This window comes from Limimaricola sp. AA108-03 (assembly GCF_050847355.1).
Taxonomy (GTDB): domain Bacteria; phylum Pseudomonadota; class Alphaproteobacteria; order Rhodobacterales; family Rhodobacteraceae; genus Limimaricola.
On record NZ_CP193755.1, the window covers coordinates 1,179,830 to 1,195,337 of the forward strand.

Annotated in this window: 14 protein-coding genes; 6 read left to right on the plus strand and 8 right to left on the minus strand. The window is 67.4% G+C overall.

Annotation, left to right across the window (positions count from 1 at the left end):
• Positions 1–2 precede the first annotated feature (2 nt).
• The 4 genes from ACRAQ3_RS05795 (at position 3) to ACRAQ3_RS05810 (ending at position 2,714) form a co-directional block, all read left to right on the plus strand.
• On the plus strand, positions 3–569 hold the full coding sequence (locus ACRAQ3_RS05795; protein ID WP_432255984.1) for a PqiC family protein: 567 nt from the start codon (positions 3–5) through the stop codon (positions 567–569).
• 119 nt (positions 570–688) lie between these two features.
• Positions 689–898 (plus strand): hypothetical protein, encoded by a 210-nt coding sequence (locus ACRAQ3_RS05800; protein ID WP_269397922.1) that lies wholly within the window; start codon positions 689–691, stop codon positions 896–898.
• A 3-nt stretch (positions 899–901) separates the two neighbouring features.
• Positions 902–1,693, plus strand: a complete 792-nt coding sequence (gene iolB / locus ACRAQ3_RS05805; RefSeq protein WP_432255985.1) for a 5-deoxy-glucuronate isomerase — start codon at positions 902–904, stop codon at positions 1,691–1,693.
• 61 nt (positions 1,694–1,754) lie between these two features.
• Positions 1,755–2,714: a magnesium transporter CorA family protein gene (locus ACRAQ3_RS05810; RefSeq protein ID WP_432255986.1), complete on the plus strand. Its 960-nt coding sequence runs from the start codon at positions 1,755–1,757 to the stop codon at positions 2,712–2,714.
• A 54-nt stretch (positions 2,715–2,768) separates the two neighbouring features.
• On the opposite strand, the gene ACRAQ3_RS05815 is transcribed toward ACRAQ3_RS05810, so the two are convergent.
• The 8 genes from ACRAQ3_RS05815 to ACRAQ3_RS05850 all read right to left on the minus strand — a co-directional run bounded on the left by ACRAQ3_RS05815 (position 2,769) and on the right by ACRAQ3_RS05850 (position 13,149).
• Entirely contained in the window at positions 2,769–4,400 is a 1,632-nt protein-coding gene (locus ACRAQ3_RS05815; RefSeq protein WP_432255987.1) for an alpha-D-glucose phosphate-specific phosphoglucomutase, read from the minus strand.
• 4 nt (positions 4,401–4,404) lie between these two features.
• On the minus strand, positions 4,405–6,519 hold the full coding sequence (glgX, locus tag ACRAQ3_RS05820; protein WP_269397926.1) for a glycogen debranching protein GlgX: 2,115 nt from the start codon (positions 6,517–6,519) through the stop codon (positions 4,405–4,407).
• Positions 6,516–7,955, minus strand: a complete 1,440-nt coding sequence (gene glgA, locus ACRAQ3_RS05825; RefSeq protein WP_269397927.1) for a glycogen synthase GlgA — start codon at positions 7,953–7,955, stop codon at positions 6,516–6,518. Before glgA ends, glgX begins: the two co-directional genes overlap by 4 nt.
• On the minus strand, positions 7,955–9,217 hold the full coding sequence (gene glgC, locus ACRAQ3_RS05830) for a glucose-1-phosphate adenylyltransferase (RefSeq protein ID WP_373568040.1): 1,263 nt from the start codon (positions 9,215–9,217) through the stop codon (positions 7,955–7,957). Before glgC ends, glgA begins: the two co-directional genes overlap by 1 nt.
• A gap of 217 nt (positions 9,218–9,434) precedes the next feature.
• Positions 9,435–10,103, minus strand: coding sequence for a nucleoside/nucleotide kinase family protein (locus ACRAQ3_RS05835; protein ID WP_269397929.1), 669 nt, complete (start codon positions 10,101–10,103; stop codon positions 9,435–9,437).
• A 25-nt stretch (positions 10,104–10,128) separates the two neighbouring features.
• A complete protein-coding gene (locus tag ACRAQ3_RS05840) occupies positions 10,129–10,923 on the minus strand; it encodes an ATP-binding cassette domain-containing protein (protein ID WP_432255988.1) in 795 nt (264 codons plus the stop codon).
• Positions 10,920–11,987 (minus strand): ABC transporter permease, encoded by a 1,068-nt coding sequence (locus ACRAQ3_RS05845; RefSeq protein WP_432255989.1) that lies wholly within the window; start codon positions 11,985–11,987, stop codon positions 10,920–10,922. The genes ACRAQ3_RS05840 and ACRAQ3_RS05845 overlap by 4 nt, the downstream gene beginning before the upstream one ends.
• Before the next feature lie 139 nt (positions 11,988–12,126).
• On the minus strand, positions 12,127–13,149 hold the full coding sequence (locus ACRAQ3_RS05850; protein WP_432255990.1) for a sugar ABC transporter substrate-binding protein: 1,023 nt from the start codon (positions 13,147–13,149) through the stop codon (positions 12,127–12,129).
• Positions 13,150–13,299: 150 nt separating this feature from the next.
• On the opposite strand from ACRAQ3_RS05850, the gene ACRAQ3_RS05855 reads away from it, so the two are divergent.
• Complete coding sequence (locus ACRAQ3_RS05855; RefSeq protein WP_269397932.1) at positions 13,300–14,499, plus strand: ROK family transcriptional regulator; 1,200 nt, start codon at positions 13,300–13,302, stop codon at positions 14,497–14,499.
• A 225-nt stretch (positions 14,500–14,724) separates the two neighbouring features.
• The gene (gene otsB, locus ACRAQ3_RS05860) at positions 14,725–15,507 is read left to right on the plus strand and encodes a trehalose-phosphatase (protein ID WP_432255991.1); all 783 of its coding nucleotides are present in this window, start codon (positions 14,725–14,727) and stop codon (positions 15,505–15,507) included.
• The last annotated feature ends 1 nt before the right edge of the window (position 15,508 follow it).

Consider the following 15,508-nt stretch of genomic DNA (forward strand, 5'->3'; position numbering starts at 1 on the left):
CCATGATGAACCGCATCCTTCCCGCCATGGCCCTCATGACCGGCCTCGCCGCTTGCGGCGGGCCGGAGCTGCGCTACGCGGTGCCGCAGGTCGTGCCGACCGAGAAGGTCGCGATCGCCTTCGGTTCGGTCGAACTGCGCGAGATCACCCTGCCGACCTACGCGGCGCTCGAGGAGATCTATGTCGAGACGCCCGAAGGGGTGATCACCCCGGCCGATGACCTGCTCTGGGCCGATGATCCGGTGCGTGCGGCGACGCTCGAGCTTGCCCGCGCGCTCAGACTGTCGACCGGGGCGCGGGTGGCCTCCGAACCCTGGCCCTTCGACGATTTCGCCGAGGCCCGTGTCGAGGTGCGCGTCGAGGAGTTCCTCGCCGACGCGCAGGGCCGCTTCCGCGTGGCGGGACAGTATTTCGTGGCGACGCGCGATGCGTTGGGCCGCGACCGCGCCGAGACCTTCGAGATCGCGGTGCCGATCGCGCAAGGCAGCGGCGCCAGCGGCCTCGCCGCGGCGCGCGCCGCGGCGATGACCGAGTTGGCCGGGATCATCGCAAGGACCGGCCTCCGCTAGGAAACTCGTGGTCGACGGAAAGAGAGGGGTCGCTTCGTTCGGCACCCCCGTCGCAGCCCTTGCAGGGCTCCCCCCGGGCGCGCCATGATGGGATCGAGGCAAAGCCGCGAGGAGACCCCATGGGCAAGCTGTTCGATGTCCAGAGCCCGTTCTTCATCCCGTTGTGGCGGCGGTTGCTCGTGGTCGGGCTGGCGCTCGGCTGGGCGCTGGTCGAGCTGACCCATGGCGCGCCGGGATGGGCGCTGCTGTTCGGCGCGGCGGGGATGTGGTGTGCCTACCAGTTCTTCGTCGTCTTCGATCCGCCGCGAAAGGATGCCGGGGAGGGCTGAGCCATGACGGATCTGCTGCGTCGGCCCGTGGCCGCCACGGGAACCCTTCACGACATCACGCCGGAAAGCGCGGGCTGGGACCATGCCGGTCTCGCGGTGCATCGGCTGAGGCAGGGCGAAGGGCTGTCGCGCGCCACCAAGGACCGCGAAGCGATCCTCGTGCTGATCGAGGGCCGGGCCGAGATGTCGGCGGGCGAGGAACGGTTCGGCGAGATGGGCGACCGGACGAGCCCGTTCAAGGGGCTGCCGCATGCGCTCTACGTGCCGGCCGAGAGCGACTGGAGCGCGCGCGCCACGAGCGACTGCGTCATCGCCGTCTGTTCCGCGCCCGCGCGGCCGGGCCATGCGGCGCGCTGCCTCGGACCCAAGGGGCTGCACCCGGTAAGCCGGGGCGAGGGCATCCTCGCTCGCCGCGTCACCGAGATCGCGATGGAGGCGCAGGAGGGAGCCGACACGCTTCTGGTGCGCGAGGTGGTCACGCCGGGCGGCGCCTGGGCCTCATGGCCCGGCCACCGGCATGACGAGGATGATTTCCCCCGTATCACGCGGCTGGAGGAGATTTCCTATCACCGGGTCGCACCGGAGGGCGGGTTCGCGGTGCAGCGTATCTTCGACGGCGACGGGCTCGACGTGACGCTGACGATCCGCGACGGCGACGTGACGCTGGTGCCACGCGGCCACCATCCGCGCGGGGTGCCGCCCGGGGTCGAACTCTATTCGCTCATCGTCATGGCGGGGCCGCTGCGCGCGCTCCGGGTCGAGACCGATCCGGCCTTCACGAGATTCGAGGACTGAACTGGACGGGGGCGACAGGGCGCTATCTGCTTCTTTCGACGCAGGAAAGAGGAGACCGCCGATGCTCGCCGCCTATCATCCAGAGGGCAAGGGCCTCGCCCCGCTCGGACCGTCCAAGGATATCGGTGACGCGCTCTGGATCGATCTCTTCGCCCCCGACGCGGCCGAGGTCGAAAAGGTCGAGGCCTTCGGTCTGAGCGTGCCCACGCTCGAGGACATGGAAGAGATCGAGATCTCCAACCGGCTGCACCGGGAAGGCGACTGCCAGGTGATGACGGTGATGCTGCCCGGCCGCGACGCCGAGGGGCGGCAGTTCTCGGCGCCCGTCACCTTCATGCTGACGCCGGAGCGGCTCGTCACTGTGCGCCACCACTCGCCACGCCCGTTCGAGACCTTTGGCAGCCGCGCCGAGCGGTCGAGTTCCGGCAGCAGCACCCCCGTGCGCATCTTCCTTGGCCTCGTCGAGGAGATCATCGCCCGACAGGCCGACCTGCTGGAAGCGACGGGGCGGGTGCTCGACCGGGTGGCGGGCGAGGTGTTCGGCGAGGAGATGAACGACGTGGAGGGGCTGCGGCTGGCGCTGCGCGACATCGGCCAGCAGGGGGAGCTGACGGCCAAGGTACGGCTGGCCCTGTTCACCATGGAGCGGATGCTTTCGACCTTCATCGTCTGGAACGGCACGATGAAGCACCGCGACCCGCAGATCGCGACGCTGGCCAAGGCGCAGATGCGCGACATCAACGCGCTCGAGGTGCATTTGGATTTCCTCAACAGCCGCGTGGCGCTGGCGACCGACGCGACGCTGGGCATGATCAATCTCGACGAGAACGCGGTGGTGCGCACGCTGTCGGTCGTCGCGGCGCTGTTCCTGCCGCCGACGCTGATCGCCTCGATCTACGGGATGAACTTCGCCCATATGCCGGAGCTGGACAACCAGAACGCCTATTTCATCGCGCTCGGCGCGATGGTGGCCTCGGCGGCGGGGACCTGGATCTGGTTCAAGGCCAAGGGCTGGCTTTGAGGGCTGGCCGCGAGGCCCCGGCGCATATGCGCCGGGGCCTCGCAGGGGGCAGGATCAGGTGATGACGTTTGGCGCATCGCGCCCGGTATGGGACTTGATACCGGCGATCTCGTCGGCGGCCGCGATGATCGGCGCCAGAGCCTCCTGCGGGTCGCGGTCGCACTTCGCGGGATCGGTTTCGAGCGATTCGAGATAGACCCGCAGCGTCGCGCCCACCGTGCCGGTGCCGGAGAGGCGGAACACGACGCGACCGCCATCCTCGAAGCCGACGCGCAGCCCCTGCGCCGTGGCGCGCGAGCCGTCGACCGGGTCGTCATAGGAGAACTCGTCGGCGGTCTTCACCGTCAGGCCGCCGAAGCTCTGACCGGGAAGCTCGCCCAGCCTGCCGCGGAGACCGTCCATCAGCGCGTTGGCCTTCTCGGCCTCGACATCCTCGTAATCATGGCGCGAGTAGTAGTTGCGCCCGTACTCGGCATAATGCTCCGACAGCAGGTCCTTCACGCTCTTCTTTGTTTCGGCGAGAATGTTGAGCCACAACAGCACAGCCCAGAGCCCATCCTTCTCGCGCACATGGTCCGAACCGGTGCCTGCGCTTTCCTCGCCGCAGAGCGTCGCGCGCCCGGCATCGAGCAAATTGCCGAAGAACTTCCAGCCAGTGGGCGTCTCGTAGCAGGCGATGCCCTTCTTCTCCGCGACGCGGTCGACCGCGGCGGAGGTCGGCATGGATCGCGCGACGCCCTTGAGCCCGCCCTTGTAGGCCGGGGCGAGATGCGCGTGGGCCGCCAGCAGCGCGAGGCTGTCGGAGGGGGTGACGTAGACGCCGCGCCCCATGATCATGTTGCGGTCGCCGTCGCCATCCGAGGCCGCGCCGAAATCGGGGGCATCGTCCGACATCATCGCGTCCACCAGATCCTTGGCCCAGATCGGGTTCGGGTCCGGGTGGCCGCCGCCGAAATCGGGCGAGGGAGTGGCATTGACGACCGAGCCCGAGGCCGCGCCGAGCCGGTTCTCGAGGATCTCGACCGCATAGGGGCCGGTCACGGCGTGCATCGCATCGAAACGGATGCGGAAGCCGCCCGCCAGCAGCTCACGGATCGCGTCGAAGTCGAAGATCTCTTCCATCAGCATGGCGTAGTCCGCCACCGGATCGACCACCTCGATCTCCATCTGCCCGAGCGTGGTGATGCCCGGCGAGGAGAGATCGATGTCCTGCGCCTCGGTGATGCGGTATCGGGTCAGCCCCTGCGTCGCGGCGTGAATCTTGTCGGTGATGTTCTCGGGCGCCGGGCCGCCATTGGGGGTGTTGTATTTCAACCCGAAATCCTCGTCCGGGCCGCCGGGGTTGTGGCTGGCCGAGAGGATCAGCCCGCCATCGGTGCCGCGCTTGCGGATCAGGTTCGAGGCGGCGGGGGTTGAAAGGATCGCGTCCTGCCCGACGATCACCTTGGCGGCGCCATTGGCGGCGGCCATGCGCAGGATCACCTGGCTGGCGCGGTCGTTGAAGTAGCGCCCGTCGCCGCCGAGCACGAGTGTCTTGCCCTCGATGCCGCCGATGCCGTCGAAGATCGACTGCACGTAGTTTTCGAGGAAGTGCGGCTCCATGAAGGTGCGGGTCTTCTTGCGCAGCCCGCTGGTGCCGGGCTTCTGGCCCTGAATGGGCTTCGTGTTCACCGTGATCTGTTCCACTGGTTCAATCTCCTCGGCTTGCGGGTTCGTTCGGGGCATCTTGCGACGGCTCCAGCACCATGACCACAACCGACCGGCCCCGGACCCGGGTCCGGCCGCCATGCGGTCTGGGGTCGGCCTGCGGGCGGGCGCTGTCGATATGACGCACCCAGACATGGCCCTCGGGCGGGGCCGGCAGGGTGACGGAGCAGGGTCCGCCATTGTTGATCACGGCGAAGAGCGCGTATTCGAGCGCCGCGTAATCGGGCGTGCCCGAAGCGGTGCGAAGCTCGAAGGCCAGAAGCCGCCGTTCGGGATCCTCCCAGTCGGCCTCGGTCATCGGGCGACCATCGGCGCGGCGCCAGAACAGGTCGGTGCGGTTGTCGATCTTGCGGCTGCGCGCATGCAGGAACCGCTTCTGCCGCAGGATCGGGTGCAGCCGCCGGAACGCCACGAGCTTGCGCACGAAGCCGAGGAATTCGGGGTCGGTGGCGTCCCAGTTCACCCAGCCGATCTCGTTGTTTTGGCAATAGGCGTTGTTGTTGCCCTGCTGGGAATTGCCGAGCTCGTCGCCGGCGAGGATCATCGGCGTGCCCTGGCTGATCATCAGGGTCGCCAGCATGTTGCGGCGTCTGCGGGCGCGGGCGGCGTTGATGCTGCTGTCGTCGGTCGGCCCCTCGACCCCCATGTTGTCGCTGTGATTGGCGGAGTGGCCGTCGCGGTTGTCCTCGCCATTGGCCTCGTTGTGCTTCTCGTTGTAGGACACGACATCCATGAGCGTGAAGCCGTCATGTGCGGTCAGGAAGTTGATCGAGGAGGTCGCGGGGCGGTTGTCATGGTCGAATTGCTGCGCCGAGCCGGAGATCCGGGCCGCGAGCTTGCCGATCATCGAGGGCGTGCCGCGCCAGAAGTCGCGCACCTCGTCGCGGAACTTGTCGTTCCACTCGGCGAATGGCGCGGGATAGGCGCCCAGCTGGTAGCCGCCGGGGCCGATATCCCACGGCTCCGCGATCAGCTTGACCCGGCCCAGCACCGGATCCTGACGCAGCACCTGGAAGAACGGGGCGTTGCGGTCGAAACCATGGGCTCTGCGACCCAGCGTGGTGCACAGATCGAAGCGGAAGCCGTCGACCCCCATCACCTCCACCCAGTAGCGCAAGCTGTCCATCACCATGCGCAGCACCATCGGATGCTCGATGTTGAGGGTGTTTCCAGTGCCGGTGTCGTCGATATTGTAGCGTCGGTTCTCGGCGAGCCGATAGTAGCTGGCGTTGTCGAGACCGCGGAAGCACAGGGTCGGACCGAGCTGGTTGCCCTCGCCGGTGTGGTTGTAGACCACGTCGAGCAGCACCTCGATCCCGGCCGCGTGGAACCGGTCGACCATGGCGCGGAACTCGGCGATGTCGTGGCTCGCGAGATAGCGCGGTTCCGGCGCGAAGAAGCCGATCGACTGGTAGCCCCAGTAGTTCGACAGCCCCTTTTCCACCAGAAACCGGTCATTGACGAAGGCGTGGACCGGCAGCAGCTCGATCGCGGTGACCCCGAGCCGGCCGAGATGATCGATGATCTTGTCGGAGGCGAGCCCCTGGAACCGGCCCCGGCAGGCGATGTCGGGTCGATCGGCGGTGAGCCCCGCCACATGCGCCTCGTAGATCACCGTATCGGCCATCGGGCGGTCGGGATGCCGCGCGGGCAGCAGCTTCGAGGTATCGGTGACCACGGCGCGCGGCATGTAGGGGGCGCTGTCGCGGGTGTCGTAGCTCAGATCCTGCAGCTTCGAGCGGGTGTCGTAGCCGTGCAACGCATCGTGCCAGATCGCGTGGCCGCTGATCTGGCGCGCATAGGGGTCGAGCAGCAGCTTGTTGGGGTTGAAGCGGTGCCCCTCATCGGGTCGGTAGGGGCCGTGCGCCCGAAATCCGTAGTGCTGGCCGGGCTTGAGCCCGTGGATGTAGCAGTGCCAGACATGGCCCTCGCGTTCCGGCATGTCGATCCGCGCGGTTTCGCGGCCGTAACGCTCGAACAGGCACAGCTGCATGCGCGTGGCGTTCTGGGAGAAGACGGCGAAGTTGACGCCGCCTGCATCGGGCGTGGCGCCGAGCGGGTGCGGCCGACCGGCGCTGATCCGGGTTCTGGTGCTCATGCGGTGGCGATAGCATCCCGGTACAGCGCCGCATAGGCCCTAGCCGAGCTCGCCCAGCCCACCGGCTGGCGCATCGCGTTGGCCTGCATCTGGGCCCAGATGTCGGGTTGCGCATGGAGATCGCAGAGCCGGTCCAGCGCGACGGCGAGCGGATCGGCCGCGACGGGGTGGAACTGGATCCCGGTCGCGACCCCCCGGTCGAGCGCGGCGGGCGAGGCGTGGATCACGGTATCGGCGAGGCCACCGGTCAGCGCCACCACCGGGATCGTGCCGTAGCGCAGGCCGTAGAGCTGGGTCAGGCCGCAGGGCTCGAAGCGCGATGGCACCAGGATCGCGTCGGCCCCGGCGATGAGCCGGTGCGACAGCGCCTCGTCATAGCCGATGCGCACCGCCACGCCATCCTCGCGCGCCGCGTCGCGAAACGCCTGTTCCAGCGCCTTGTCGCCCGAGCCCAGAAGCGCGAGCTGCCCACCTCGATCCAGAAGCGTCGGCAGGGCTTCGAGCAGCAGGTCGAGACCCTTCTGCTCGGTCAGCCGCGACACCACGCAGCATAGCGGTCCGGCGGAATCCGGCAGGCCCATCTCGGCGCGCAGCGCATCGCGGTTCGGGATCTTGCCCGCCGGGTGGCGGTAGCCCTCCGGGACATGCGGATCGTTGGCGGGGTTCCAGGCGGTCTCGTCGATGCCGTTGAGGATGCCGGACAGATCGCGCCGGCGCGCCCGCATCACCCCGTCGAGTCCCATGCCGAATTCGGGGCGCATCAGCTCGGCCGCGTAGGTGGGTGAAACGGTGGTCAGCCTGTCCGCCCGCATCAGCCCGGCCTTGAGCGCCGACAGCTTGCCGTAATATTCGAAGCCTTCCGCGTGAAACCGCGACCGGGGCAGGCGCAGCCGCTCGATCATGTGGTGACCGGTCAGCCCCTGAAAGGCGATGTTGTGGATCGTCAGTACCGTGGCGCAGTCGCCGCCGGCCTGCGCCAGATAGTCGGGGACGAAACCCGCCTGCCAATCATGGCAATGCAGGAGCTGCGGCTGCCAGAGCTGACCGTCCAGCGTCACGCCCTCGGTGCCGAGCCGCGCCGCCACGAGGCTCAGCGCGGCAAAGCGTTCGGGATTGTCGGGCCAGTCCTGCCCGTCGGGGCCGAGATAGATCGACCCTTCGCGCCGATAGAGATGCGGCGCGTCGATCACGAAGAGATCGAGCCCGGCGGCCTGTCCCGCAAGCACCCGGGCGGGACCGCCGAACAGGTCGTGCTCGGTCATCACCTGCACCGCGTCCGCGGCGAGCGCGGCCATGACCGCCGGGTAGCCCGGCAGGATGGTCCGCATCTCGACCGCTTCGGCCCGCAGCGCGGCGGGCAGGGCGCCCGCCACGTCGGCGAGACCGCCGGTCTTGACCAGCGGCGCGCATTCGGAGGCGACCGAGAGGACGCGCATCAGAGCGACGCCGCGCGCTTGTCGAGCATTGCCTGGGTGATCAGGGTAACGCCGCCCTCCGAGACGCGGAAATGCTTGGCGTCCTCTTCAGGGTCCTCGCCCACGACGAGGCCCTCGGGGATCATCACGCCCGCGTCGATCACCGCGTTCTTGAGACGGGCGTGGCGCGAGACGTTGACGTAGGGCAGCACGACCGTGTGGTCTAGAACCGAGTAGGAATTGGTGTGCACCTGCGTGAACAGCAGGGAATTGCGCACCTCGGTGCCCGAGATGATGCAGCCGCCCGAGACCATCGAGGAGACGGCGGAGCCGCGCCGGTCCTTCTCGTCGTGGATGAACTTCGCCGGCGGTGCGCTTTCGGAGTAGGTCCAGACCGGCCAGTCGCGGTCCCAAAGGTTCAGCTCGGGGTCGAAATTGGTCAGGTCGATATTGGCCTGCCAGAAGGCATCGACCGTGCCCACGTCGCGCCAATAGGCCTCGCGGCCTTCGGGACGGACGCAGGAATCGTCGAAGCGATGCGCGATGGCCTTGCCGTTCTTGACGATGTCGGGGATCAGATCGGTGCCGAAGTCATGGCTGGAGTTCTCGTCCTCGGCATCCTTGATCAGCAATTCGCGCAGGAATTTCCAAGAAAAGACGTAGATGCCCATCGAGGCGAGCGCCTTGTCGGGCTGGCCCGGGATCGAAGGCGGATCCTTCGGCTTTTCGAGGAAGGAGGTGATGCGGCTGTTCTCGTCGACATGCATCACGCCGAAGGCCACCGCCTCCATGCGCGGCACGGTGAGACAGCCGACGGTCACATCCGCCCCCGAATCCACGTGCTGCTGCAGCATCACCTCGTAATCCATCTTGTAGATGTGATCGCCCGCGAGGATCACGACGTAGTCGACGTCGTAGCCGTCGACGATGTCGATGTTCTGGGTCACCGCGTCGGCAGTGCCGCGATACCACATGCTTTCATCCACGCGCTGCGAGGCGGGCAGGATGTCGAGGAACTCGTTGCGCTCGGCGCGGAAGAAGTTCCAGCCGCGCTGGCAGTGGCGGATCAGGCTGTGCGCCTTGTACTGGGTCGCCACCGCGATCTTGCGGATGCCGGAATTCATGGCGTTCGAGAGCGCGAAATCGATGATCCGCGCCTTGCCGCCGAAATAGACCGCCGGTTTCACGCGTCGGTCGGTCAACTCGCGCAGGCGCGAACCGCGTCCGCCCGCAAGGACGAAGGCCATGGAACGCTGGGATAGTCTGCGATGTGGCTGTGGCATGGTAATGGGCCTCCCTGTCCCGTGAACTCGTCAACCGATCCGCCGCGCCGCTCCCTCCGCGGACCGCGATCGTCGAGGCCGAGCATAGGCCAGAATCGGGGTGCCGCAATGTTAAAAACCGTGCAGGAAGATACGGAATTCACGCATTTTTTCAGCAAGGCCCCCGCGCGGCGCCGTGCGGTCCGGGCGCGCGGTCGGTGACACGGGTGGCCGGTCTTCAGATGCCGCTGCGCTGTTGCGCGGGACCGCTCTCATAGGCGGGGCGCAGCACCAGATCGGCGGGCAGGACCCTATCGATCACGCGCTGGGCGTTGGGCACGTCGTTATGCATCGCGCGCTGCGTCGCGGCGGTGCGGCTCAACCCGTGTCCGAGCCAGCGCGCGATCAGCCGGGCCCGCAGCTCGGGCAACGGCACGTCGAGATAGGCCGAGACGTCCCAGATCCGGGCCAGTTCGGACCAGGGCGCCTCGTCGAACAGCAGGTAGTTGCCTTCGACGATCACCACCTGCGCGTCGGCCTCGACCAGCTGCGCCCCGGCGATGGCGATGTCGCGGGCGCGGTCGAAGACCGGGGCCACCACCTCTTCGCCCCGCGCCAGACGCTTGACCAGAAGCACGAAGCCGCGCGCGTCGAAGGTCTCCGGCGCGCCCTTGCGGGTGCGCAGGCCGCGCTGGTCCAGCACGACATTGTCGAGATGAAAGCCATCCATCGGCACGATGCGCGCCTTGAGCTTCTGACGCTCGAGCCGCCGGGCCAGTTCGGTCGCCAATGTCGACTTGCCGCTTCCGGGCGCGCCGGCAACGCCGACGATGACCCGGGGCTTCTTGGCCGCGGCCTCATGGACCATTTCGGCCAGCGGATTGATGTAGGCTGTCAGGTCGAGCAATCGTGCCTCTACGGGGGTCTGGAATTTATGCAGTTTCGAACTCGGTCTCGGGTTCCTTGGCTCCAGTCATAAAGGCAACGGCGTCGGACATCGAATGATTCTTGGGGTCGATGACGCAAAGCCGCTGGCCCAGGCGATGCACGTGGATCCGGTCCGCCAGCTCGAACACGTGTGGCATGTTGTGCGAGATCAGGATGATCGGGATGCCGCGCGACTTCACGTCGAGGATCAGCTCCAGCACCCGCCGGCTCTCCTTGACGCCGAGCGCGGCGGTGGGTTCGTCGAGGATGATCACCTTGGAGCCGAAGGCCGCCGCGCGCGCCACCGCCACGCCCTGCCGTTGCCCGCCCGACAGCGTCTCGACCGCCTGGTTGATGTTCTGGATCGTCATCAGCCCGAGATCGTTGAGCTTGTCTCGGGCGAACTTCTCCATGCCGGCCCGGTCGAGCTGGCGCAGCCACTTGCCACGAAAGCCGGGTTTGCGCAGTTCGCGTCCCATGAACATGTTGTCGGTGATCGAGAGCGCGGGCGACATCGCCAGCGTCTGGTAGACCGTCTCGATGCCGGCATGGCGCGCGTCGTTGGGCGAGTGGAAATGGACCTGCTTCCCGTCGAGATAGACCTCGCCCTCGTCGGGGATGACGGCGCCCGAAAGCGCCTTGATCAGCGTCGACTTGCCGGCCCCGTTATCGCCGATCACCGCGAGGATCTCGCCCGGGTAGAGGTCGAAGTCGCAATGGTCGAGGGCGACCACCTTGCCGTAACGCTTGACGAGGTTTCGGCCCTTGAGGATGGGTTCGCCTTTCTGTTCGATGTTCATGCCGACACCTTCCTGATCCATTGGTCCACGGCCACGGCGGCGATGATCAGCACGCCGATGAAGAAATAGGTCCACTGCGCGTCGGCCCCGAGCAGGCGCAGCCCGAGCGAGAACACGCCCACGATCAGCGCGCCGAACAGCGAACCCATGATCGAGCCGCGTCCGCCGAAGAGCGAGATGCCCCCGATCACCACGGCGGTGATGCTCTCGATGTTGGCATCGTAGCCGGAAGTCGGCGACACCGAACCGATGCGCCCGATCAGGGCCCAACCGGCGAAGGCGCAGATCAGCCCCGACAGCATGTAGACCGAGATCAGCGTGCGCTTGACGTTGACGCCCGAAAGCTGCGCCGCCTCGGCGTCGTCGCCCACCGCATAGACGTGCCGGCCCCAGGCGGTCTGCCGGAGCGTCCAGCCAAGCACGACGATCAGCGCGATCATGAACACCACCCCGATGGTAAAGACCGCGCCGCCGATCTGGAACTTGGCCCCGAAGAGCTGAAGGATCGGCGCGGCGGCCTCGATCTCCTGCGCGCGGATCGTCTCGTTGGCCGAATAGAGGTAGTTGGTGGCGAGGAAGATCTGCCAGCTGCCCAGCGTCACGATGAAGGGCGGCAGCCGCATCACCGAAACGAGCCAGCCGTTGAGGAAGCCGCAGGCCGTGCCGACGGCAAGGCCGCAGGCGACGGCGACGGGGGCGGGGATGCCGTAGCGAAAGGTGAACTGGCCCATCACCACCGAGCTCAGCACCATGATCGCGCCGACCGACAGGTCGATGCCCGCGGTCAGGATCACGAGGCTCTGCGCGGCGGCGACGATGCCGACGATCTGCACCTGCTGCAGGATCAGCGTCAGCGCGAAGGGTGAGAAGAAACGCGAGCCCAGCAGCAGCCCGAAGACGATGATCGAGACCAGCAGCACGATCAGCGGCACCAGCGCCGGCGTGACGTGCAGCGCATGCTGGACCCGTTGCAGCGGGCCGGCCTTGTGACTCTTGAATTCGGCGACGGTCTCGGCGCGTCTCTCGCGCACCGAAGATTCGTAGTGATCGGTATCTGTCGGCATGACGCGCCCCTCCCGTGGCGTGTGGCAGGGCGCGCCCTTTCGCGCGGCCCCTCGTCATCGGGGCGGGCGCGGGGCCCGCCCCGTCAGGGACATCCTGCGCCGCCCGAAGACGCACAGGATGGAATGATCCCGGCGGGGCTCAGCCCCAGCAGAGTTCCTGACCTTCCGCGACCGAGATCGACTCGACGCCCTCGACTGGCTCGTCGGTGACGAGCTTCACGCCGGTATCGTAGAAGTCCTTGCCTTCGGTGTTCTCGGGCAGTGTGCCGTCCTCGGCATATTGGGCGATCGCCTCGACGCCGAGCCTGGCCATCTCGAGCGGGTATTGCTGCGAGGTCGCGCCGATGATGCCGTCGGCGACGTTCTGGACACCGGGGCAGCCGCCATCGACCGAAACGATCAGCACGTCGTTCTCGCGGCCGATCGCCTTGAGCGCCTCGTAGGCCCCCGCGGCAGCGGGCTCGTTGATGGTGTAGACGACGTTGATCTCGGGGTCCTTGGCGAGAAGGTTCTCCATCGCGGTGCGGCCGCCTTCCTCGTTGCCGGCGGTCACGTCGTTGCCGACGATGCGCGGGTCGTCCTCGTCGCCCCACTTGTTCGGATCCTTGGTGTCGATGCCGAAGCCGGTCAGGAAGCCCTGATCGCGCAGCACGTCGACCGAGGGCTGGCTGACGCCGAGGTCGAGCATCGCGATCTTGGCGTTCGCGGCCTCTTCGCCCAGCTTGGCGGCGGCCCATTTGCCGATCAGTTCGCCCGCGAGGAAGTTGTCGGTGGCGAAGGTGGCGTCGGCGGCGTCGATCGGGCTGAGCGGCGTGTCGAGCGCGATCACCAAGAGGCCCGCGTCGCGGGCCTGCTGCACGGCCGAGACGATGGCGGAGGTGTCGGAGGCGGTGATCAGGATGCCCGAGGCGCCGTTGGCGATGCAGGTCTCGATCGCGTCGACCTGGGTTTCATGGTCGCCATCGACATTGCCGGCGTAGGAGTTGAGCGTGATGCCCAGCTCGTCGGCGGCCTGCTGCGCGCCCTCGCGCATCTTCACGAAGAACGGGTTGGTGTCGGTCTTGGTGATCAGGCAGGCCGAGACGTCCTGCATGTGGCTTTCGGCCTGCGCCGCACCCGCAGCGATCAAGGCAAGCGCGGTCCCCGCGAAAAGTCGTTTCATCGTCAATATCCTCCCAGATGTGACCCCGGACGCTCCTCAACATCCGGGATTGCCCCAACGGTAATGACGATTCCCGGAGCTGGTCAATAAATAAATCATCTTGATTTATTAAACGGGCCGAAGTCATCTTGTTCGCAGGGAGGAATTCGGATGGAGAGTTCCGAGGTGCGCAGCCTCGCGGGCGGCGCCAACCAGCGTGGATTGCGCGACCATAACGAGCGGCTGCTGCTGTCGCTGATGCAGCGGCACGGGCCGCTGCCGGGCAGCGATCTGGCGCGGCTTTCGGGCCTCTCTCCCCAGACCGTCTCGGTGATCCTGCGCCGTCTCGACGAGGATGGCATGGTGTTGCGTGGCGCGCCGCAGCGTGGGCGCGTCGGCAAGCCGCGCGTCCCAGTGGGGCTCGATCCGGACGGGGCCTTCTCGATCGGGCTCAAGATCGGACGTCGCAGCGCCGATCTGCTGATCGTCGATTTGCTGGGCCAGCCACGTGGCCAGCTGCACGACACCTACCGCTATCCCGATCCCGCCGGCATCATGCGGTTTCTCGAAGCGGGCATCGAGGATCTGTTGGCACGGCTGCCGACGCGGCTGCGCGACCGGGTCGCCGGGATCGGCGTTGCCCGACCGCATGAGCTCTGGATCTGGCAGGAGACGGTCGGCGCGCCGCCAGCAGCGCTCGACGGCTGGCGCGACTTCGATTTCGCCGCCGAGATCGGCCGGTTCTCGGCCTTGCCCGTCTTTGTCGACAACGACACCACCGCCGCCTGCCGCGCCGAGCATGTCTATGGAAGGGGGCGGGCGTTTCGCGACTACGCCTATTTCTTCGTGGGCTCCTTCATCGGCGGCGGCGTGGTGCTGAACCATTCGGTGTTCGAGGGCGCGCGCGGCAATGCCGGGGCCATGGGGTCGTTGCCGACGCGCGACGCCGCCGGTCGGCCGGCGCAGCTTATCGACACGGCCTCGTTGCACATGCTCGAGCGGCGGCTCGAGGCGGCCGGCCACGACCCGGCGCGGCTGTGGAGCCTGCCGCAGGACTGGTCCGGCATGAGCGACGTGATCGAGCCATGGCTCGACGAGGCGGGCGAGGAGCTGGCGCGCGCGGCCGCCACGGTCTGTGCGGTCATCGACTTCGAGGCGGTGCTGATCGATGGCGGCTTTCCCGAGCAGGTGCGCGCATCCTTGGTGGAACGGGTCCGGGCGGGGCTCGACCGGGTCGATCTGCGCGGCTTGATCCCACCACGGATCGAGGCGGGCGCGGTGGGTGGCAATGCGCGCGGTCTCGGCGCCGCCTGCGCACCGATCTTCGCGCAGTTCCTGCTCAACACCCATTCGGGGGTCAGTACCGGCTGAGGCGGGCATCAGGCTCCGAGCCCCCGGCTGGATCAGACCCAATGGGGCGCTTGTAAACCGCCCGCCCATCTCCGACAAATGGAGTATGGCCTGCCGCCACGGCAGGACGTGGATGACGGGATGGCGGGAACCCGCGCAGGCGCGCTGGGGTTGAAAACGGAAGCCATCCGGATGTCCGGATTCCGGGTGGCCACGGGCCGCGAGCCCTCGAATTGGAGACAGGGAATGTACTACGAGATGATCGGATTTCACGGGGAGCACCAGAGCGAGCACACCGTCGACGGGGTGCCCGAGCCGAAGCTGGATCGATCGACCCTGTTTCTCGACTTCGACGGTACCCTGGTCGAACTGGCGGACCGCCCCGACGCGATCCATGTCGACGAGGGTCTGGAGGATCTGCTGCGCGGCCTGTCGGAGAAGACGCAGGGCCGCGTCGTGATCATCACCGGCCGCGCGATCGAGGATGTGACCCAGTATCTCAAGGGGTTCGATGGCCCGATCATCGGCGGCCACGGGGCGCAGGAGCGGGTCGGCGGCGAGATCCGCAACCACGAGTTGGCCGACCCCGAGACGGTCAGGTATCTGGGCGAGATGACCACCGCCTTCGCCGCGACGCATCCGGGGCTGATCTGCGAGCGCAAGCCCACCGGCGTGGTGCTGCATTTCCGCCAGAACGAGGATCTCGCGGCGCAGGCCTACGCATTTCTGCGGGCGCTGTCGGAAACCCATGACGGTTTCGACCTGCATCACTCCAAGATGGCCTACGAGTTGCGCCCCGCCGGGATCGGCAAGGACGTCTCGATGCGCCGCATGATGGAGGGCGAGGGCTTCAAGGGCACGATGCCGATCTTCTTCGGCGACGACGTCACCGACGAGCCGGCGCTGCACTGGGTGGCCGAGCAGGGCGGCATCGCCGTCAAGGTGGGCGAGGGCGAAACCGCCGCCGGTTGCCGGCTTGGCGATCCGGAGGCCGCGCGGAGGACGCTGCGGCGCTGGGTCGGGGCATAAT

Excerpts from the sequence above, each read along its gene's own strand:
- otsB (WP_432255991.1), top strand. The coding sequence starts at position 14,725 with ATGTACTACGAGATGATCGGATTTCACGGGGAGCACCAGAGCGAGCAC.
- glgA (WP_269397927.1), bottom strand. The coding sequence starts at position 7,955 with ATGCGCGTCCTCTCGGTCGCCTCCGAATGCGCGCCGCTGGTCAAGACC.
- glgX (WP_269397926.1), bottom strand. The coding sequence starts at position 6,519 with ATGAGCACCAGAACCCGGATCAGCGCCGGTCGGCCGCACCCGCTCGGC.
- ACRAQ3_RS05850 (WP_432255990.1), bottom strand. The coding sequence starts at position 13,149 with ATGAAACGACTTTTCGCGGGGACCGCGCTTGCCTTGATCGCTGCGGGT.
- ACRAQ3_RS05800 (WP_269397922.1), top strand. The coding sequence starts at position 689 with ATGGGCAAGCTGTTCGATGTCCAGAGCCCGTTCTTCATCCCGTTGTGG.
- ACRAQ3_RS05855 (WP_269397932.1), top strand. The coding sequence starts at position 13,300 with ATGGAGAGTTCCGAGGTGCGCAGCCTCGCGGGCGGCGCCAACCAGCGT.
- ACRAQ3_RS05810 (WP_432255986.1), top strand. The coding sequence starts at position 1,755 with ATGCTCGCCGCCTATCATCCAGAGGGCAAGGGCCTCGCCCCGCTCGGA.
- ACRAQ3_RS05845 (WP_432255989.1), bottom strand. The coding sequence starts at position 11,987 with ATGCCGACAGATACCGATCACTACGAATCTTCGGTGCGCGAGAGACGC.
- glgC (WP_373568040.1), bottom strand. The coding sequence starts at position 9,217 with ATGCCACAGCCACATCGCAGACTATCCCAGCGTTCCATGGCCTTCGTC.
- ACRAQ3_RS05795 (WP_432255984.1), top strand. The coding sequence starts at position 3 with ATGATGAACCGCATCCTTCCCGCCATGGCCCTCATGACCGGCCTCGCC.
- ACRAQ3_RS05840 (WP_432255988.1), bottom strand. The coding sequence starts at position 10,923 with ATGAACATCGAACAGAAAGGCGAACCCATCCTCAAGGGCCGAAACCTC.
- iolB (WP_432255985.1), top strand. The coding sequence starts at position 902 with ATGACGGATCTGCTGCGTCGGCCCGTGGCCGCCACGGGAACCCTTCAC.